At 66.4% G+C, this 19,470-nt stretch carries 19 protein-coding genes; 10 read left to right on the top strand and 9 right to left on the bottom strand.

Annotation, left to right across the window (positions count from 1 at the left end):
• Positions 1–19 precede the first annotated feature (19 nt).
• The 5 genes from chrA to lgt all read right to left on the bottom strand — a co-directional run bounded on the left by chrA (position 20) and on the right by lgt (position 4,621).
• Entirely contained in the window at positions 20–1,213 is a 1,194-nt protein-coding gene (gene chrA / locus ACX17K_RS18130; protein WP_493775864.1) for a chromate efflux transporter, read from the bottom strand.
• Positions 1,214–1,273: 60 nt separating this feature from the next.
• A complete protein-coding gene (locus ACX17K_RS18125; RefSeq protein WP_493775863.1) occupies positions 1,274–1,981 on the bottom strand; it encodes an amino acid ABC transporter permease in 708 nt (235 codons plus the stop codon).
• Positions 1,963–2,703, bottom strand: coding sequence for an amino acid ABC transporter permease (locus ACX17K_RS18120; RefSeq protein ID WP_493775862.1), 741 nt, complete (start codon positions 2,701–2,703; stop codon positions 1,963–1,965). Before ACX17K_RS18120 ends, ACX17K_RS18125 begins: the two co-directional genes overlap by 19 nt.
• Positions 2,704–2,783: 80 nt before the next feature.
• Entirely contained in the window at positions 2,784–3,587 is an 804-nt protein-coding gene (locus ACX17K_RS18115) for an ABC transporter substrate-binding protein (protein WP_046157285.1), read from the bottom strand.
• 182 nt (positions 3,588–3,769) lie between these two features.
• Complete coding sequence (gene lgt / locus ACX17K_RS18110) at positions 3,770–4,621, bottom strand: prolipoprotein diacylglyceryl transferase (RefSeq protein WP_493775861.1); 852 nt, start codon at positions 4,619–4,621, stop codon at positions 3,770–3,772.
• A gap of 197 nt (positions 4,622–4,818) precedes the next feature.
• Here lgt and ilvD point away from each other — a divergent pair, with 197 nt between their 5' ends.
• Positions 4,819–6,675 (top strand): dihydroxy-acid dehydratase, encoded by a 1,857-nt coding sequence (ilvD, locus tag ACX17K_RS18105; RefSeq protein ID WP_493775860.1) that lies wholly within the window; start codon positions 4,819–4,821, stop codon positions 6,673–6,675.
• Between the two features lie 157 nt (positions 6,676–6,832).
• Here ilvD and ACX17K_RS18100 read toward each other — a convergent pair whose 3' ends face one another.
• The 3 genes from ACX17K_RS18100 to ACX17K_RS18090 all read right to left on the bottom strand — a co-directional run bounded on the left by ACX17K_RS18100 (position 6,833) and on the right by ACX17K_RS18090 (position 8,778).
• Positions 6,833–7,153, bottom strand: coding sequence for an SMR family transporter (locus ACX17K_RS18100; RefSeq protein ID WP_021476982.1), 321 nt, complete (start codon positions 7,151–7,153; stop codon positions 6,833–6,835).
• Complete coding sequence (locus tag ACX17K_RS18095; RefSeq protein ID WP_343481389.1) at positions 7,150–7,518, bottom strand: DMT family transporter; 369 nt, start codon at positions 7,516–7,518, stop codon at positions 7,150–7,152. Before ACX17K_RS18095 ends, ACX17K_RS18100 begins: the two co-directional genes overlap by 4 nt.
• Positions 7,519–7,683: 165 nt before the next feature.
• Positions 7,684–8,778 (bottom strand): AAA family ATPase, encoded by a 1,095-nt coding sequence (locus ACX17K_RS18090; RefSeq protein ID WP_493775859.1) that lies wholly within the window; start codon positions 8,776–8,778, stop codon positions 7,684–7,686.
• 816 nt (positions 8,779–9,594) lie between these two features.
• Here ACX17K_RS18090 and ACX17K_RS18085 point away from each other — a divergent pair.
• Positions 9,595–10,668 carry a hypothetical protein gene (locus ACX17K_RS18085; protein ID WP_493775858.1) on the top strand — a complete coding sequence of 358 codons (1,074 nt, stop codon included), beginning with the start codon at positions 9,595–9,597 and terminating at the stop codon, positions 10,666–10,668.
• 53 nt (positions 10,669–10,721) lie between these two features.
• Here the strand turns inward: ACX17K_RS18085 and ACX17K_RS18080 are convergent, their stop codons facing one another.
• Positions 10,722–11,648 (bottom strand): LysR family transcriptional regulator, encoded by a 927-nt coding sequence (locus ACX17K_RS18080; RefSeq protein ID WP_493775857.1) that lies wholly within the window; start codon positions 11,646–11,648, stop codon positions 10,722–10,724.
• Between the two features lie 173 nt (positions 11,649–11,821).
• On the opposite strand from ACX17K_RS18080, the gene ACX17K_RS18075 reads away from it, so the two are divergent.
• The 8 genes from ACX17K_RS18075 to ribD all read left to right on the top strand — a co-directional run bounded on the left by ACX17K_RS18075 (position 11,822) and on the right by ribD (position 19,399).
• A complete protein-coding gene (locus tag ACX17K_RS18075) occupies positions 11,822–12,523 on the top strand; it encodes a pirin family protein (RefSeq protein ID WP_493775856.1) in 702 nt (233 codons plus the stop codon).
• 87 nt (positions 12,524–12,610) lie between these two features.
• Positions 12,611–13,264, top strand: a complete 654-nt coding sequence (locus ACX17K_RS18070) for a hydrolase (protein ID WP_347751356.1) — start codon at positions 12,611–12,613, stop codon at positions 13,262–13,264.
• A 62-nt stretch (positions 13,265–13,326) separates the two neighbouring features.
• Entirely contained in the window at positions 13,327–15,207 is a 1,881-nt protein-coding gene (locus ACX17K_RS18065; RefSeq protein WP_493775855.1) for an amidohydrolase, read from the top strand.
• Positions 15,208–15,311: 104 nt separating this feature from the next.
• Positions 15,312–16,559 carry a serine hydroxymethyltransferase gene (gene glyA, locus ACX17K_RS18060; RefSeq protein ID WP_493775854.1) on the top strand — a complete coding sequence of 416 codons (1,248 nt, stop codon included), beginning with the start codon at positions 15,312–15,314 and terminating at the stop codon, positions 16,557–16,559.
• Positions 16,560–16,701: 142 nt separating this feature from the next.
• Complete coding sequence (gene nrdR / locus ACX17K_RS18055; RefSeq protein ID WP_011134841.1) at positions 16,702–17,160, top strand: transcriptional regulator NrdR; 459 nt, start codon at positions 16,702–16,704, stop codon at positions 17,158–17,160.
• Between the two features lie 57 nt (positions 17,161–17,217).
• Positions 17,218–17,766: a GNAT family N-acetyltransferase gene (locus ACX17K_RS18050; RefSeq protein ID WP_493775853.1), complete on the top strand. Its 549-nt coding sequence runs from the start codon at positions 17,218–17,220 to the stop codon at positions 17,764–17,766.
• The gene (locus tag ACX17K_RS18045; protein ID WP_493775852.1) at positions 17,763–18,296 is read left to right on the top strand and encodes a GNAT family N-acetyltransferase; all 534 of its coding nucleotides are present in this window, start codon (positions 17,763–17,765) and stop codon (positions 18,294–18,296) included. The genes ACX17K_RS18050 and ACX17K_RS18045 overlap by 4 nt, the downstream gene beginning before the upstream one ends.
• The gene (ribD, locus tag ACX17K_RS18040) at positions 18,293–19,399 is read left to right on the top strand and encodes a bifunctional diaminohydroxyphosphoribosylaminopyrimidine deaminase/5-amino-6-(5-phosphoribosylamino)uracil reductase RibD (RefSeq protein WP_493775851.1); all 1,107 of its coding nucleotides are present in this window, start codon (positions 18,293–18,295) and stop codon (positions 19,397–19,399) included. The genes ACX17K_RS18045 and ribD overlap by 4 nt, the downstream gene beginning before the upstream one ends.
• Positions 19,400–19,470 lie beyond the last annotated feature (71 nt).

Raw genomic sequence — 19,470 nt, 5'->3', positions numbered from 1 at the left:
GTTCTCCGCGAGGTTTGGCTTACCCCATCAGCCATCCGGCCGCCGCGCACAGGCCCACCACCAGCCAGGGCGGCAGCCTCCATGCTGCCAGCGCCAGCAAAGCCAGCAGAACGGCGGCGAAGTCGGCCGGCGCGCGCACCGCGCTGCTCCAGGCCGGGTGGTACAGCGCGGCGAGCAGCAGGCCCACCACCGCGGCGTTGACGCCGGCCAGCGCCGATTGGGCGCCGGGCGCGCCGCGCAGCCGGCGCCAGAACGGCAGCGCGCCGGCCAGCAGCAGGAAGCCGGGCAGAAAGATGGCGACCAGCGCCAGCGCGCCGCTTTGCCAGCTGCCGTCGCCGGCGGCGCCGAGAAATGCGGCGAAGGCGAACAGCGGGCCGGGCAGGGCCTGCGCGGCGCCGTAGCCGGCCAGGAAGGCGTCCCTGGGCACCCAGCCGCTGGCGACGGACGCGGTTTCCAGCAGCGGCAGCACCACGTGGCCGCCGCCGAACACCAGCGCGCCGCTGCGGTAGAAGGCGTCGAACAAGGCTAGCCGGTAGCCGGGCCAGGCTGCGGCCAGCAGCGGCAGGCCTGCCAACAACGTGAAGAACAGCGCCAGCCAGATCGCGCCGCGGCGGCGGCTGGGCATCGGAGCGTCGTCGGCAATGGCAACGCCCGGGGCGGGAGCGGCCAGCCACAGGCGGCCGGCGGCGCCGGCCAGAGCGATGACGGCCAGCGGCAGCCAGGGCGCGGCGATCAGCAAGGCCAGGCAGCAGGCGATGGCCATCAGCGTCAGCCGCGGCCGGTCCGGGCATAATTGGCGCGCCATGCTCCACGCCGCCTGCGCCACAACCGCCACCGCGGCCAGCTTCAGTCCATGCAAGACGCCGGGCGGAATGGCCTGCGCGTGATGCGACAGGCCCAGCGCCAGCGACAGCATCAGCAGCGCCGACGGCAGCGTGAAGCCCAGCCAGGCGGCCAGCGCGCCGGCCAGCCCGCCGCGCGACAGGCCCAGCGCCATGCCGACCTGGCTGCTGGCCGGTCCCGGCAGGAACTGGCACAGCGCCACCAGGTCGGCGTAGTCGCGTTCCGGCAGCCAGCGGCGGCACTCGACGAATTCGGCGCGGAAATAGCCGAGGTGGGCGACCGGGCCGCCGAACGAAGTCAGGCCCAGCTTCAGGAAAACCAGCAGGATGCGCCAGAAGCCGCGGTCATTCGCCGCATGGGGTGGATGCATGGCATGAGAGGGGTGGGGAAACAGCGCCACCTTAGCGGAAAACGCTGCCGCCTTGAAGCGCTAGGGCTGCGCCAGCGGCTGCCGCCAGCGTCGAGCGCTCCAATGGCCCAGCAACTGCAGCAGGCCGCACAGCAACAGGTAGCCGACGGCGATGGCGCTGAATATCTCCAGCGGATACACCTGCTCGCGGTTGTTGACCTGGGTGGCGACGAAGGTGAACTCGGCGACGCCGACGATGTAGGCCAGCGAGCTGTCCTTCAGCAGCGACACCCACTGGTTTACGAAGGAGGGCAGCATGATGCGCAGCGCCTGCGGCAGGATCAGCCAGCGCAGCGTCTGCCAGCGGGAGAAGCCCAGCGCCAGCCCGGCGTGCCATTGGCCGCGGCCCACCGCCGTCAGACCGGCCAGCACCGCCTGGCCCAGATAGGCCGAGTGGATCAGCGCCAGCGCCAGGATCACCGTCGCGAGGCCGGGGATGTCGACGCCGAACAGCAGCGGCAGCAGGAAATAGCACCAGAAGATCAGCATCAGCACCGGGATCGCGCGCAGCACCGCGGTGGCGGCGGCCAGCGCGCGGCGCAGCGCCGGCCCGCCCATCAGCTGCGCGATGCCCAGCGCCAGCCCCAGCCCGCTGGCCAGCAATGCCGCGGCCAGGCTCAGCGCCGCGGTCAGCAGCAGGCCGCCCGGCTCGCCGCCGGACAGATTGCCCCACAGCAGGTAGTCGAAATTGTCCTGTATCACCGGCGGAATCATCGCAATGTTCTCCATTCAGGCTCCGGCCTCTGGGCCAGCAATTGGGTGATCAATACCAGGATCAGATACAGCGCGGTGGCGGCGGCGAATGACTGGAAGGCCAGCAGGGTTTCGGTCTCCACCTGGCGCGAGGCGTAGGAGAGCTCGGCCAGGCCGATGGCCATCGTCAGCGAAGTGTTCTTGACGATGGCGGTGTACTGGCCGACCAAGGGCCGTTTCACCAACTGCCAGGCTTGCGGCAGCACCACCAGGCCCAGCGTCTGCCAGCCGCTCATGCCCAGCGCGCGCGCCGCCAGCCGCTGGCCCTTGGGCACCGCGTTGAGACCGGCCTGCAATTCGCCGCTGATGAAGGCGGCGCTGTACAGCGTCAGCGCGGTGAAGGCGGCCAGGAATTCGAACGACGGCCACGGCAGGGCCAGACCGAAGGGCAGCTCAAGCGCGCGCGGGGTGTTCAGCCAGATCTTCGCCTCGTCCGGCAGCAGGCCGGACACGCCGAAATACCACAGCAGCAGCTGCACCATCAGCGGCGTGTTGCGGTGCAGCTCCAGGAACAGCCGCGTCGCCAGCCGCAGCGGGCGCGGGGCGCCGTCCAGCAGCGCGGTCAGCGCGACGCCGAGCAGGCTGGCGGCGGCGATGACCAACAGCGACAGCCAGCCGGTCAGCAGCGCGCCCTTGCCCAGCCAGACGAGATAGTGCGGCTCCAGCCAGTTGTGGCCGAGCCAGGCGGGTGGGGTCATGCGTGTGTCTTTCTACCGAACTTCGAAATGGCAAAACCGCCGGCGGGAACCGGCGGTTGAGAGGCGGGACAAGCCTGGGATCAGGCCGCGTCGCCGATCTTGAAGTCGCGCGGCAGCGGGGCCTTGGTCTTCGGGCCGAACCAATGGTCGTAGATCTTGGCCGCGTCGCCGCTCTTTTCCAGTTCGCGCAGCGTCTCGTTGACCACCTTGGTCAGCCGGGCTTCGCCCTTGGGCAGGCCGATGGCCTGGAACTCCCGGGTCAGCGTGAACGGCGCCAGTTCGTACTTGGCCTTGTCCGGCGCATTGGCCAACAGCGCGGCCAGCTTGGAGCCGTCCTGGGTGATGGCCTGGACGTTGCCGTTGCGCAGCGCGGTGAAGGCCAGCGGCGTGTCGTCATAGGCGACGACGGTGGTCTTCGGGTACTTGTCGCGCAGGTACACTTCCTGGGTGGTGCCCTTGTCCACGCCTACGCGTAGGCCGGCCAGCTGCTCCGGCTTTTGCAGCGCGCCCTTGCGGACGATGAACTGCTGGCCGGAGGCGAAGTAGGGCAGGCTGAAGTCCACTTGCTTCTTGCGCTCGTCGGTGACGGTGAAGTTGGCGGCGACGATGTCGGCCTTGCCGGACACCAGCAGCGGCACGCGGTTGGCCGGGTTGGTCGGGATCAGTTGCAGCTTCACGCCCAGCTTCTTGGCGATGTGCTGGGCCACGTCGACGTCCAGACCGGAAATCTGGCGGGTCTTGGCGTCCAGGAAGCCGAACGGCGGATTGCTGTCGAAGGCGGCGACGCGCAGCACGCCGGCTTTCTTGATGTCGTCCAGGCGGTCGGCCAGGGCGGCGGTGGAAGTCAGGGCAACGGCGAGTGCGAGGGCAATGGTCTTTTTCATGGCGAGCCTTGTAGGGTTGTTTGCCGATGTGAAGCTGATTGCCGCCATCTTACCCGAATGAATTAATATCCAGAAATTATAAAAAATTAGTTATATATTCCGGAATTTGTTTTAAAGCTGGCGTGTCGCGTTTTCCGGGCGCAAAAAAAGCCGGGGTGTCCCGGCTTTCATGTCGAAACCGCTCAGCCTTGCTTGCGCCGGCCGAAGAAGACTAGCAGCGCCACGCCGATCACGATCATCGGCAGGCTCAGCCACTGGCCCATGCTGATCACGTCGGACTTGCCGAAGATGCCGGCGTCCGGGTTGCGGAAGTATTCGCTGATGAAGCGGGCCAGCCCGTAGCCGATCAGGAACAGCGCCGACACCTTGCCGGTGGCACGCGGCTTGGCGCTGTAGATCCACAGCGTGCCGAACAGTACGATGCCCTCGAGCGCGAACTCGTACAGCTGCGACGGGTGTCGCAGCAGGCCGCCGTACTGCATCAGCATGTTCATCAGGTCGGCCGATTGCTGCGCCTCGGCGATGTCCTCCATCCGCGCCTGCGGGAACAGCATCGCCCACGGCAGGTCCGGGCTGGCCACGCGGCCCCACAGCTCGCCGTTGATGAAGTTGCCGACGCGGCCGGCGGCCAGGCCCAGCGGCACCAGCGGCGCGATGAAGTCGGTCAGCTGCCAGAAGCCGCGGCCCACCTTGCGGCCGTAGAGCGCCACCGCGATCAGCACGCCGAGGAAGCCGCCGTGGAAGGACATGCCGCCTTTCCACACCATGAAGATTTCCAGCGGATGGCTGAAATAGTAGCCGGGCTGATAGAACAGCACCTCGCCCAGGCGGCCGCCGACCACTACGCCGACCGCGCCGTACATCAGCATGTCGTCCAGCTGCGGCACGGTGAGCACGTCGTTGCCGTTTTTCAGGCGGTATTTGCCCATGGTGAGGAACAGGGCGAAGCCCAGCAGGTACATCAGGCCGTACCAATGAACGGCCAGCGGGCCCAGGTGGATAGCCACCGGATCGAACTGAGGATGAATCAGCATTTGTCAGTGATGTGCGTTTGCGGTAAAAGAAATGTGACGAGATTATACGGAAAGCGTTCCCCGCCGTCGCGCCGCTCACCCGCGGCGATGCGGCATCCTGGTTGGTCCACCCGGCACCCGCGGACCAACCGCCGCCAGCTTACCCTGCTGGCGTGACGGAACGACGACCGGTTTTGTTTACCGATTAAGGATGCATCATGCCTCAATACCGCTCCCGCACTTCCACCGCCGGCCGCAATATGGCGGGTGCCCGCGCGCTGTGGCGCGCCACCGGAATGACCGACGCCGACTTCGGCAAGCCCATCATCGCCATCGCCAACTCCTTCACCCAGTTCGTGCCCGGCCACGTGCATCTGCAGAACATGGGCCAGCTGGTGGCGCGCGAGATAGAAAAAGCTGGCGGCGTCGCCAAGGAATTCAACACCATCGCCATCGACGACGGCATCGCCATGGGCCACGGCGGCATGCTGTACAGCCTGCCCAGCCGCGATCTGATCGCCGATAGCGTGGAATACATGGTCAACGCCCACTGCGCCGACGCGCTGGTGTGCATCTCCAACTGCGACAAGATCACCCCCGGCATGCTGATGGCCGCGATGCGCCTCAATATCCCGGTTGTGTTCGTCTCCGGCGGGCCGATGGAGGCCGGCAAGGTGCAGTGGGGCAACGAGGTGCGCAAGCTGGACCTGGTCGACGCGATGGTCGAGGCCGCCAACAGCGCGGTGTCCGACGAGGACGTCGATCGCGTCGAGCGTTCCGCCTGTCCCACTTGCGGCTCCTGCTCCGGCATGTTCACCGCCAACTCGATGAACTGTCTGACCGAGGCGCTGGGCTTGTCGCTGCCCGGCAACGGCAGCCTGGTGGCCACCCACGCCGACCGCAAGGAACTGTTCCTCAAGGCCGGCCGCCTGATCGTCGAGCTGGCCAAGCGCCATTACGAGGGCGAGGACTATTCCATCCTGCCGCGCGGCATCGCCACCAAAGAGGCCTTCGAGAACGCGATGAGCCTGGACGTGGCGATGGGCGGCTCCACCAATACCGTGCTGCACCTGTTGGCCGCCGCCAGCGAGGCGGGCGTCGATTTCAAGATGGCCGACATCGACCGCATCAGCCGCGGCGTGCCGTGCCTGTCCAAGGTGGCGCCGGCGACGCAGAAGTATCATATGGAGGACGTGCACCGCGCCGGCGGTGTGGTGGCGATCCTGGCGGAGCTGGACCGCGCCGGCCTGATCCACCGCGACGTGCCTACCGTGCATAGCCGGACGCTGGGGGAAGGGCTGGAGGCCTGGGATGTGATGCGCCAGGCAGAGGACAGCGAAGCGCGCCGTTTCTACCGCGCGGCGCCGGGCGGGGTGGCCACCACCATCGCCTTCAGCCAGAGCATGCGCTATCCGACGCTGGACGACGACCGCGCCGATGGCTGCATCCGCGACCAGGCCCACGCCTATTCGCAGGACGGCGGCCTGGCGGTGCTGTACGGCAACATCGCCGAGCGCGGCTGCATCGTGAAGACTGCCGGCGTCGATGAGTCCATTCTCAAGTTCACCGGCCGCGCCCGCATCTTCGAGAGCCAGGACGCGGCGGTGGAAGGCATCCTTGCCGACCAGATCGTCGCCGGCGATATCGTCATCATCCGCTACGAGGGGCCGAAGGGCGGCCCGGGCATGCAGGAAATGCTGTATCCCACTTCGTATCTGAAGTCCAAGGGCCTGGGCAAGGCCTGCGCGCTGCTGACCGACGGCCGCTTCTCCGGCGGCACCTCAGGCCTTTCCATCGGCCACGCTTCGCCGGAGGCGGCGGAGGGCGGCGCGATCGGCCTGGCGCAAGAGGGCGATACGGTGGAGATCGACATCCCCAATCGCCGGATTCATCTGGCGGTGCCGGACGAGGAACTGGCGCGCCGCCGCGCGGCGATGGAGGCCAAAGGCCGCGACGCCTGGAAGCCGCTGGGGCGCAACCGGGTCGTCAGCCCGGCCCTGCGCGCCTACGCGGCGATGACCACCAGCGCCGATACCGGCGCGGTGCGCGATGTGTCTCAAGTCGAACGTAAATAATCCGCGGTAGGGTGCCGTCACCCCGCAGGGGCGACGCACCGAGCATGATCGGATAGAAAAAGGGGAGGCCAAGCGCCTCCCCTTTTTTGTTCCAGGCGGGCCTGAAAATTTCGCCGCTGTCCCTGTCGGGACGGTGGAATTTTCGGGCCTGGCTGATTTACACGGTGGACAAGGTCACCACCGCCGCCGCGACGATGCCGATGCCGGCCCAGCCGATGGGCTTCAGTTTCTGCTTGTACAGCAGGCGGCCGCCGATGGCGGTGCCGAGAATGCCGATGGAGCCCCACAAGGCGTAGGCGATCGCCAGATCCATGCCTTTCACCGCTTGGCCCAGCAGCGCGAAGGCCAGCCACACCAGCAGGATGGCGCCGATGCCCCAGGCGCGGCGGCGGAAGCCGTCGGATTTTTCCAGCATCAGGTTGGCGCCCACTTCTATCAGCGCGGAAGCCAGCACGAACAACAGGTAAACGGTTTTCATGCCGCGGCCTCCTCATCATGGGTTTCGCCCATCGTCACGCAGACCAGGCCCAGCAGCGCGAGGCCCAGGCCAAGCACTTCCTGCGGCACCAGCTTTTCGCCGAACAGCCAGACGCTGACTGCGGTCAGGCCGACCAGGCCCAAACCTTCCCATACCGCGTAGGCGACGCCGACCGAGATCGCGCGCAGCGCGAGAGACAGCAAGTAGTAGGACAGCGCCAGTGCCAGCGACATCCAGACATAGCCCAGATAGCCGCCGCTGCGGGCGGCGACCGCCATGAACGAGGTGCCGACGATTTCACAGACGATGGCCGCCATCAGGATCAGCCAGGCAACAAGCAAAGGAGAGAAGAATTTTTTACACATAGTGTTCAATAAAATAAACAAGACAGGGGTAGGACTTTGACCTTATAGCCGGAGTTCCCCGAATATCTCGCTACTGGATCGTCATGTGAACGAAAATCGGCGAATTTTCTTAAAAATGGCATGCAAAAAAGCCGCCTGGAGGCGGCTTGGTCGATGCGAGGGGCGTCAGTCGTCCCGCAGCAGGGTTTCGCCGTCTTGTTGCGTGAGCTGAAAGGTCTTCAGCGGGCGATGGCGGCGGATTCGCTCCGCCAATTCCGGCGAGTGGCTGGTCACCCATAGTTGGCTGTGGCGGCTGGCTTCGGCGATCAGCCGCGCCAGCGCCGGCAACAGCGCTGGGTGCAGGCTGTTTTCCGGTTCGTTCAAGGCCATGAAGGCGGGCGGCCGGGGACTGAGCAGCGCCACCGCCAGGCACAGGAAGCGAAGCGTGCCGTCGGACAGCTCGGCGGCCTCCAGCGGCCGCAGCAGGCCATCGCGCTGCATCAGCATCTGGAAGCGCCCTTGCTGGGTGTCCACCAGGAAGCGGCAGTCGGGGAAGGCGTCGGCCAGCATGCTGTCCAGCAGCTCGCGATCGCCGATTTCGACGATGGTCTGGAACGCGGCGGCCAGATTGGCGCCGTCGTGCGCCAGCACCGGCGAGCGTATGCCGACCTGGGGCGCGCGCAGCGGCGAGCCGGGCCAGACGGCGAACTCGTGGTAGAAGCGCCAGTTGCGCAGCGTTTCGCGGACCTGGGACAGTTCCGGATAGCGGTGCGGCTCGGCCAACTGGCCGAAGATGGACTCCTCGGCGCGCAGGCTGGCCGGGTAGCTGTTCCGCTCGCCTTCCACGCCGCAGAGAAAAGCGGCCTGGTTGCGGCGCTCCAGCAGCAGCGTGGAAGGCCGCCGGCCGTGCCCGGCCAGCCACAGGCTTTCCTCCTTCACCAGCGGGTCCAGCGAGAACAGGCTGAGGCTGGGTTCCGGGTAGCCCAGTTGCAGTTCGTAGTCGTAGTCGTCCAGGCGGGCGGACAGGATCATCCGTTTCGGCGCGCGCGCCTTGTCGCCGCGGCGGGCGCCGCCGGCCCACATCGCCTTCTGCGCGCCCCCTTCCTGAGCCAGCGCGGCGGACAGCCGGCCTTCGGCCGCCGCATGCAGCAACTGGATGGCCTTGTACAAATTCGATTTGCCGCAACCATTGGGGCCGACGACAACGTTGAGCGAGTCCAATTCAAGCGTCAGCTTGCGTATCGAGCGAAACCCGGCGAGGTGGAGGCTGTGTATCGGCATGTGGAAAGGTTTGGGCGAGGAGAAGGCCTGAGACCGCGCGGCAAGGATGGCGGTTCCCGGGCCGGCGGATGGCGGTGCCGATCTGGGTGGGGTGAAAGTTATTGGGTATTGATTATTGTCATAATGCCGCAGCGCGATCCTGTTAGCATACGCCTGCGTTGTCAGACAGTTGGGAACTCGTCAAGCCGCGCGCGGTCCGTTCAAGTATTCCCCTTCAAGCTTTTTCTCTAGGTTGTTCGGTTCACTTCGTGAAAAACCGAACAATACTGTCCGCCGAAGATTCGTTTTGTTTCGAAAATGAAATATCTGTTAAATGCATATGAAATTGATATATTTTCAATTATACACCAATAGCATTTTGATAGACTGCTGAACAGCGATGAAAAAGAGGTGTTGCCGCTTGTGCCGCAAGCAGCCGGGGCGGGAGGCTTCTGGCGGTTCCATTGTGACGGAATGTCCGTACGGCAATGATTTTTAATATTTTTGGGAGTGTTTGTGTGGCGGGCGGGCAAAAAAAATGCGCGGTGCCTTACGGCCCGCGCCAAGTCTACAAAGGAGAAATAGAGGAGAAACTATCAAGAAGCAATTGCTGCATCTCAACGAGAACGGATTATCCGGATTGCGGTACCGAGTGTCAACATGTGCGTTTTCGAAAATGTCGAGAAATGTAAGTTTTTGTCGCGCCTTGATACATTGCCTGCTGGAATGCCTGATTTTCCATTGCTTCAGCCCGTTGGCATGGCTCGCTCCCTCCGCGCAAGAACGTGGCGGCTGTGCCACAATAGGCGTTTTCGATAGTTGCAGGATGTCAGCACCATGGACGCCGTCCGCCATATTCTTCCCGATCCGCGCCAGTACCACCCGCAGGTTTCCCTGACCAATCGCCTGATCCATCACGCCCAGTCGGTGCTGGACGCGCCGAATGCGGACGACCGCGAAATGTGGCGCCAAGGGCTGGCGGGCGCGATGGACGAGATGCTGCAGCGGCGCGAGCTGCTGTCCATCTCCGTCGCGCTGGCGATGGTGCCGTCGCAGGCCTGCTACCAGGTGGTATGGGACGCCTTGCGCCAGACCGTGGAGGGCGGGAGCGCCAATGTCGCGCTGTTCGCGCTGCCGCTGGTGCTGGTGGCGGGCAGCCGCGAGCAGGCGACGCTGCCGGCTGAAATCGCCGATATCGACGGCCTGAACGATCTCTTGCGCCGGCACGGCGTGTTCGCCGACGGCGACGCCGCGCTGGGCGGCGCGCTGCTGCACCCGGACAGCCTGACCGGCCTCGACGCGGCCAAACTGTACGAGATGTCGCGCCAGGGCGCAGACGCGCGCAACGCCTTGCCGAGTCAGCCGGCGCCGATCACGGTGAAGGAAGAGGGTGTGTTCCTGCGCTATCTGCTGGGCGCGGCGATTCTGCGCGACGGGGCGGAGCCGCCGGTGAAGCTGGGCGGCTCGGTCGGCGCCTGGGGCATGCCGGTGATGAAATTCCTCGGCGAGCAGCTGCAAACCGAAGGCGTGACGCTGTTCCCGATCGCCCGTCCGCCGCTGCCGGCGATGCAGGCGCTGGTGGCCGGCAATTTCGCCCGCTTCGAAGTGGCGCTGCAGGTGTTCGCCAGCAGCCAGATCCGCCGCCTGCGCGAGCTGGACAAGGACCCGGTGGCGATTCTGTCCGCCCACGACAACGGCGAGCTGCACTTCACCTTGTCGGCCAAGGGTGACGATCGCAATTGGGAAGGCTTCGTCTGGCCGCTGGCGTCGCTGGACAATGTCAAGCTGATAGAAGAGAACTTCCGCGAGCTGATGCGCGAATGCCATGTGCGCGACGTGCATGTGCTGCCGGAGCTGCAGCCGGAAAGCCGGGACGGCGTGCCGCTGTTCTTCACCGCTGACGATCTGTAAGCCAGCGGTCTTCGAAAATCGGCCCCGCTTCGAGCGGGGCTTTGTTTTGCCTGTCAGCCGGCGTCGTTCTCCATCCGCACCCAGGGCGCGCCGGCCAGTTTCTCCGCCAGATAGTCGATCAGCGCTTGCACGCGCGCCGGCCGTCCGCGCCCTGGCGGCGTCAGGATGTACAGCGCGATGGGGTCGACCTCCCAGCCCGGCATCGCCGCTTCCAGCCGGCCCGCCTGCAGGTCTTCCCAGGCCAGAAATTCCGGCTGCAAGGCCAGCCCCTGCCCCGCCCGCAGCGCCGGCGCCAGCGCTTCCGCGTTGTTGACGCTCAGCGCCGTCGGCATGTCCAGCGCGAACTCTCCTTCTTGCGGATGGCGGAAGCGCCAATGGCGGTTTGGCGCGTTGCTGTAGCGCAAGGCGCGGTGCCCGGTCAGTTGGCTCGGATGGACCGGCCGGCCGTGGCGTTCGAAATACGAGGGCGCGCCCACCAGCAGGATGCGCACCGCGCACAAGCGTCTGGCCAGCAGGCTGGAGTCGGCAGGCGAGGCGATGCGCAGGGCCAGGTCCATCCGGTTCGCCACCAGATCCACCTGTTCGTCGCTGAAATGAAAATCCAGCTCGACCTCGGGGTGGCGCGCCATGAACTCCGGCAGCAGGGGCGCCAGATGGGAGATGCCGAAGGACATCGGCGCGGCGACGCGCACCGTGCCGCGCAGGCTGCCGGATTGCTCGACGACGTCGGCCTCCACCGCCTCTCCCTCGGCCAGGATGCGCGCCGCTCGCTCCAGCGCCGCGTCGCCGGCCGCCGTCAGCGACAGCCGGCGGGAGGTGCGGTGCAGCAGCGTGGCCTTGATCCGCGCTTCCAGCCGCGTCACCGCCTTGGACACGGTGGCCTGGGACAGCGCGAGTTCGTCGGCCGCGCGGGCGAAGGAGCCGCATTCGGCCACTTTGGCGAAGATGGCCCAGGCTTCCAGATCGGGGAGTCGTTTCATGTTCTCTGTCGGATTGGGTTGGGATTGATGCCGAAGTCTATCAGTCAACTGCCAGGACGGCGCATTGATTGTGATGAAAATGGAAATGATTATATTCAATCTATTCTATTTTAATCCTGATATCGGCTGTTTATAGTGGCTACATCATTCTTCCGTCATCGCAGGAGCAAGCCATGATCGAACGCCGACCCTTCGCCAGCCTGGGCGCAGCCCATCACGGCTGGCTCGACGCCAAACACCATTTCTCCTTCGCCGACTACCGCGACCCAGCGCGCATGCACTGGGGCGCGCTGCGGGTGTGGAACGACGACACCATCGCCGCCGGCGGCGGTTTTGCTCCGCATCCGCACGCCGATATGGAAATCATCACCTATGTCCGCGAAGGCGCGATCAGCCATCAGGACAATCTGGGCAACCGCGGCCGCACCGAGGCCGGCGACGTCCAGGTGATGAGCGCCGGCAGCGGCATCGTCCATTCCGAATACAACCTGGAGCCGATCGCCACCCGCATCTTCCAGATCTGGATCTATCCGGACAGCCGCGGCGGCGAGCCGTCCTGGGGCAGCAAGCCTTTTCCCAAGGCCGACCGCTCCGGCGCCTTCGTCGCTCTGGCCAGCGGCATGGCCGGCGATGACGGCGCGCTGCCGATACGGGCCGACGCCCGGGTGCTGGGCGCCACGCTGAAGGCAGGCGAAAGCGCTGATTACCGGCTGGGCGCGGGCCGCCGCGGCTATCTGGCGCTGTCCGCCGGCTCGGCCCGGGTGAACGGCGTGGCGCTGACGGCCGGCGATGGCGCGGCCATCCGCGACGAAGACCTGATCCGCGTCGAGGCCGGCGAGGACGCCGAGTTGATCCTGGTGGACACCCGGGAGTGACGCGCTTGGCGAGCGGCGGGGCGGCGGCCCCTGCCGACGCCCGTCCCGCTAACCGGCCGCCGGCATATTTACAATGGAGAAACCGTGATGAAACCGACCGCTACCACCGTGCCCAGCCCCTTGCTGCTGACTCCGCGCGACCACACGCTGATCATGATCGACTACCAGTCGCAGATGGCCTTCGCCACCCATTCCATCGATATTCCGACGCTGCGCAACAACGCCGGCCTGGTCGCCAGCGCAGCCGCCGGATTCGGCGTGTCCGCCATCCTGACCACCGTGGCGGAGAAAAGCTTTTCCGGCCCGATGTTCGATGAGGTGACCGCGCCGTTCCTGGACTTGCGCATGCTGGACCGCACATCGATGAACACCTGGGAGGACGCCGCGGTGATCGCCCGCGTCAACCAGATCGGCAAGAGCCGCATCGTGCTGGCCGGCCTGTGGACCAGCGTCTGCATCGTCGGTCCGGCGCTATCCGCGCTGGACCAGGGTTTCGAGGTCTACGTGATCGCCGACGCCTGCGGCGACATCTCGGCCGAGGCGCACGAGCGCGCGATGCAGCGCATGGTGCAGGCCGGCGCGCGGCCCATCACCTCGCTGCAGTACTTGCTGGAGCTGCAGCGCGACTGGGCGCGCGCCGACACCTATGAGCTGACCACCGGCATCGCCGCCAAGCTGGGCGGCGGCTACGGCCTGGGCATCCGCTACGCCAAAACCATGTTCGGCGGCCACGAAGGCTGATCGCCGCGCCGCCGCCAGCCGCGCTTCAGCCGGCGGCGGCCAATATCCCGGGAGAAACCATCATGGCTACCGCCGATGTGATTTTGCGTAATGGCCGCATCGCCACACTGAACAGGCGCCTGCCGCAGGCGAGCGCCGTCGCGGTCAAGGACGGCCGTTTCCTCGCGGTGGGGGAGGAGGCCGAGATCATGGCGCTGGCCGGGCCGGCCACCCGCGTCGTCGATCTCAAGGGCCGCCGCGCGCTGCCTGGCCTGATCGACAACCACACCCACCTGGTGCGCGGTGGGCTCAATTTCAATATGGAACTGCGCTGGGACGGCGTGCGCTCGCTGGCCGATGCGATGGACATGCTGCGGCGGCAGGTGGCCGTCACGCCCGCGCCGCAATGGGTGCGGGTGGTGGGCGGCTTCACCGAGCACCAGTTCGTCGAGAAGCGGCTGCCCACGCTGGACGAGATCAACGCCGCCGCGCCGGACACGCCGGTTTTTCTGCTGCATTTGTACGATCGCGCCTTGCTCAATGGCGCTGCGCTGCGCGCCGTCGGCTACGGCCGCGATACGCTGGCGCCGCCGGGCGGGGAGATCGTCCGCGACGGCAGCGGCAACCCCACAGGCCTGCTGCTGGCCAAGCCCAACGCCGCCATCCTGTACGCGACGCTGGCCAAGGGCCCCAAGTTGCCGTTCGACTACCAGCTCAACTCCACCCGCCACTTCATGCGCGAGCTGAATCGGCTGGGTGTGACCGGCGTCATCGACGCCGGCGGCGGCTTCCAGAACTACCCGGACGATTACGCGGTGATCCAGCAACTGGCCGACGCCGGGCAGATGACGGTGCGGCTGGCCTATAACTTGTTCACCCAGAAGCCCAAGGCGGAAAAAGAGGATTTCCTCGCCTGGACCGGCAGCGTCCGCTACAAGCAGGGCGACGATTATTTCCGCCATAACGGTGCCGGCGAGATGCTGGTGTTTTCCGCCGCTGATTTCGAGGATTTCCGCCAGCCGCGGCCCGACATGGCACCGGAAATGGAGGGCGAACTGGAAGAAGTGGTGCGCATCCTGGCGCAAAACCGCTGGCCGTGGCGCTTGCACGCCACTTACGACGAAACCATCTCCCGCGCGCTGGACGTGTTCGAGAAGGTGGATCGCGACATCCCCCTGCAAGGGCTGAATTGGTTCTTCGACCACGCCGAGACCGTTTCCGAGCGCTCGATGGACCGCATCGCCGCGCTGGGCGGCGGCATCGCGGTGCAGCACCGGATGGCCTACCAGGGCGAGTATTTCGTCGAGCGTTACGGCGCGGCGGCGGCCGAGGCGACGCCGCCCATTGCCCGCATGCTGGACAAGGGCTTGAAGGTGTCGGCCGGCACCGACGCCACCCGCGTCGCTTCCTACAATCCCTGGGTGTCGCTGACCTGGATGATCACCGGCAAGACCGTTGGCGGCCTGCAGCTCTACCCGCAGCGCAACTGCCTGGACCGCGAAACTGCGCTGCGGATGTGGACCGAGAACGTGGCCTGGTTCACCAACGAGGAAGGCGGGCGCGGCCGCATCGAAGTGGGCCAGCTGGCGGATCTGGTCGTGCCGGACCGGGATTTCTTTTCCTGCCCGGAGGACGACATCTCTTTCCTGGTGTCCGAGCTGACCATGGTGGGCGGCCGCATCGTCTACGCCGCGGGTGGTTTCGCCGAGCTGGACGATCATCCCCTGCCGCCGGCGATGCCGGACTGGTCGCCGGCGCGGACCTTCAAGGGCTACGCCGCCTGGGGCGATCCGCAAGGCGCCGGCCGCCATTCGCTGCATCGCCAGGCCTCCGCCGCTTGCCGCTGCGCTAGCGCCTGCGGCCTGCACGGCCACCAGCATGCGCGGGCCTGGGGCGCGGAGCTGCCGGTATCGGACGCCAAGGGCTTTTTCGGCGCCTTGGGCTGCTCCTGCTGGGCGGTATGAGGGGCGCGGCGGAGCCTGGGCGAGCTTGCTTCACGTTAAGGTTTCGATCCGGGCATTTCGTGTAGAATGCCCGGATCGTTAACCCTTTGATGGATGAGTCAAAGATGTTCGCTGCTGACCAGACGATCGCCAAATTCGACCCAGAACTCGCCGCCGCCATCGCGGCTGAATGCCAACGCCAGGAAGATCACATCGAGCTGATCGCCTCGGAAAACTACACCAGCCCGGCCGTCATGGAAGCCCAAGGCTCCCAACTGACCAACAAGTACGCCGAAGGCTATCCGGGCAAGCGCTTCTACGGCGGTTGCGAGCATGTGGACGTCGTTGAGCAACTGGCCATCGACCGCGTCAAGCAGCTGTTCGGCGCCGAATACGCCAACGTGCAGCCGCATTCCGGCTCCCAGGCCAACCAGGCGGTGTACTTCTCCATCCTGAAGCCGGGCGACACCGTGATGGGCATGAATCTGGGCCACGGCGGCCACCTGACCCACGGCTCCCCGGCCAACCTGTCCGGCAAGATGTTCAACATCGTCGCCTACGGCCTGAACGACAAGGAAGAAATCGACTACGACGACATGGAGCGCGTGGCGATGGAAACCAAGCCGAAGCTGATCATCGGCGGCGCATCCGCTTACGCCTTGCGCTTCGACTTCGAGCGCATGGGCCAAATCGCCAAGAAGGTCGGCGCCTACTTCATGGTGGACATGGCTCACTACGCCGGCCTGGTGGCCGCGGGTCTGTACCCGAACCCGGTGCCGCACGCCGACTTCGTCACCTCGACCACCCACAAGACCCTGCGCGGCCCGCGCGGCGGCATCATTCTGGCCAAGGCCGAGTTCGAGAAGAGCATCAACAGCAATGTGTTCCCGACGCTGCAAGGCGGCCCGCTGGAGCACGTGATCGCCGCCAAGGCCGTCGCCTTCAAGGAAGCGCTGCAGCCGGAATTCAAGGAATACCAGCAGCAGGTGCTGAAGAACGCCGCGATCATGGCCAAGACCCTGGCCGAGCGCGGTCTGCGCATCGTCTCCGGCCGCACCGAGAGCCACGTGTTCCTGGTCGATCTGCGCGCCAAGGGCCTGACCGGCAAGCAGGCCGACGCGCTGCTGGGCCGCGCCCACATCACCGTCAACAAGAACGCGATCCCGAATGACCCGGAAACCCCGTTCGTCACCTCGGGCATCCGCATCGGCTCCCCGGCCATCACCACCCGCGGCTTCAAGGAAGCCGAGGCCATCGAAGTGGCCAATCTGGTCGCCGACGTGCTGGACAACCCGAACGACGACGCGCTGATCGCCCGCATCGCCGAGAAGGCCACCGCGCTGTGCCACCGCTTCCCGGTGTACGCCAAGTAATCAGCCGGCTCGCCCGGATGCAGAAAAGCCGCCCGCAGGGGCGGCTTTTTCTTTGCCTGGGCCGGCTCGAGCCATGGCCGGCGGTGCGGCCGGACGGCATTGCTGATAACATCCAACTATTGCAACTCACAGGATTATTGTCATGAAATGCGCGTTTTGTGGCAACCCGGACACCCAGGTGATCGACTCCCGCGTCAGCGAGGACGGCAGCAGCATCCGCCGCCGCCGCCGCTGCCCGGCCTGCGACAAGCGCTTCACGACCTTCGAAACCGCCGACGTGCGCATGCCGCAGGTGGTGAAAACGGCTGGACACCGTTCCGAGTTCGACATCGAGAAAGTCCGCACCAGCTTCCTGCGCGCGCTGCACAAGCGGCCGGTGTCCACCACGCTGGTGGACGAGGCGATAGACCGCATCTGCCACAAGCTGCTGCAGCTGGGCGAGCGCGAGGTCAGCAGCCGGCAGATCGGCGAGATGGTGATGAACGAGCTGGCGCGGCTGGACAAGGTGGCTTACGTGCGTTTCGCGTCGGTTTACCGCAGTTTCCAGGACATTTCCGAATTCACCGACGCGATCAAGGAAATCCAGAAGTCCTCGCATTGACAGTTTGTCGGCCGCTTGATTAGCTTTGGCAATTCAACTGTCATTCCTCGAGACGCCATGACTGCCATCGCCCAGAAACGCGTTGCCCTGCTGCCGCCCGACGTCATCCACGCCGAGCGGCTGTTCGCATTGATAGACGAAAGCCGCGAGACGCTGCGGGCCTGGTTGCCCTGGGTGGACGCCACCCGCTGCGCGGAGGACAGCCGGCAGTTCCTGGTCGGCGTCGCGGAAGGCGCGCGCAGCGGATCGGCCTGCGCGTCCTGGCTGATCGCGCTGGACGGAGAGCTGGCCGGCTGCATCGACATCCACGGCATCAGCAAGCTGCACCGATCGGGCTTCCTGGGCTATTGGCTGGCGGAACGTTTCGTCGGCAGGGGCGTGATGGGCGAGGCCGCGGCGCAAGTTTTGGATGCGGGTTTTGGCGCGCTGGAATTGAACCGGATCGTCATCCTGGCGGGGATGGAGAATGCCCGCAGCCGCGCGCTGGCCGAGCGCCTGGGCTTCGTCCAAGAGGGCGCGCAGCGCGAGGGGCTCCATCTGCATGGCCGTTATCATGACGCCTGCCAGTACAGCATGCTGGCCGGCGAGTGGCGGGCGCGGCGATGAGCGTGGTGGAGATCCGCCAGCCGGAGCCGGCGCTCGACGCGGCGGCCATCTACGCGCTGATCGACCGCTACCGCGCCACTCTGTCGCAATGGATGGCGGGCATCGTCAGGCCGCAATCAGCGGCGGAGACGGAGGCTTTTCTCCGCCTGCAGGCAGAGGGCAACGACGAGGGGCGCTGCGCGCACCGGGTGATATTGGCGGATGGCGAAATCGCCGGCATCTGTTCGCTGCACGGCATCAGCGCCGCCCACCGCTATGCCCGCCTCGGCTACTGGCTGGCCGACAGCCACGTCGGCCGGGGCGTGATGTCGCAGGCGTTGGCGCTGTTGCTGCGCCACGCCTTCGAAGACTTGGGCCTGCACCGGCTGGAACTGGGCTGTGCGCCGGAGAACCTGCGCAGCTGCCGCGTCGCCGAACGCCTGGGTTTCAAACTGGAGGGAGAGCTGCGCGACGCGCAGTTTCTGGGCGGCCGTTTCTGGAATATGCGTTGTTACGGCCTGCTGGCCGATGAGTGGAAGAATCGAACATGACGGACTACCGCGCCGACGACTACCTGTACATGCAGCGCGCGCTGCGTTTGGCCGAGGGCGCGACGCGCCGGGCTGCGCCGAACCCCGGCGTCGGCTGCGTGCTGGTCAACAACGGCCGGGTGGTGGGCGAGGGCGCGACGCTGGAGGTGGGAGGCGACCATGCCGAGATCCAGGCGATCAAGGACTGCCTGGCGCGCGGCGAAAGCCCGCGCGGCGCCACCGCCTATGTGACGCTGGAACCGTGCAGCCACCATGGCCGCACGCCGCCGTGCGCGGAGCGTCTGATCGCGGAAGGCGTCGCGCGGGTGGTGGCGGCGATGGTGGACCCCTATCATGAAGTGGCGGGCCGCGGCATCGCCATGCTGCGCGCGGCCGGGGTCGAGGCGTCGGCGGGGTTGATGGAGGCCGAGGCGCGCTGGACGCACCGCGGCTTCCTGTCGCGCGTCGAGCGCGGCCGGCCCTGGGTGACGTTGAAGGCGGCCGCCACGCTGGACGGCAAAACCGCGCTGCTCAACGGCCGCAGCAAGTGGATCACCGGGCCGGAGGCGAGGATGGACGTGCAGCGGCTGCGCGCCGCGCATGGCGCGATCCTCACCGGCAGCGGCACCGTGCTGGCCGACGATCCGCAGCTGACCGTGCGCGAATTGGCGGTGGAGAAACAGCCTTTGCGGGTGGTGCTGGACAGCGGCCTGCTCACCGATCCGGCGGGCCGCGTCTATCAGGGCGGCGGCGCCTTGCTGGCCAGCTGCGAGACGGACGAGGGCCGCTTGGCCGCGTTCCGCGAGCGCGGGGTGGACGTCCTGGCGCTGGCGCGCCGCGACGGCAAGGCCGATCTGGCCGATCTGCTGGCGCAACTGGCCGGACGCGGCGTCAACGAACTGATGGTCGAGGCCGGCGCCGGCCTCAACGGCGCCATGTTGCGGGCCGGGTTGGTGGACGAGATCGTGCTGTACCTGGCGCCGTCGCTGGCCGGCGACGCCGCGCGCGGCCTGTTCGCCTGGCCGGCGCTGGAGGATCTGGCCGACAAGATCGAGCTGGATATCGCCGACATCGGCAAGGTGGGACGGGATCTGCGGCTGGCGCTGCGTCCGCGCCGCGTCTAGCGCCGTCTGTCCTCCTGCCGGCTCCGGCTGCGTTATCGCTATCGGAGGCGCGGCGTTTCCGCCGCCATGGG

The organism is Chromobacterium sp. INPA-IVC, assembly GCF_059047085.1.
Note: the sequence above shows the minus strand (reverse complement) of the source record. Positions and strands in the feature narration are given on the sequence as shown.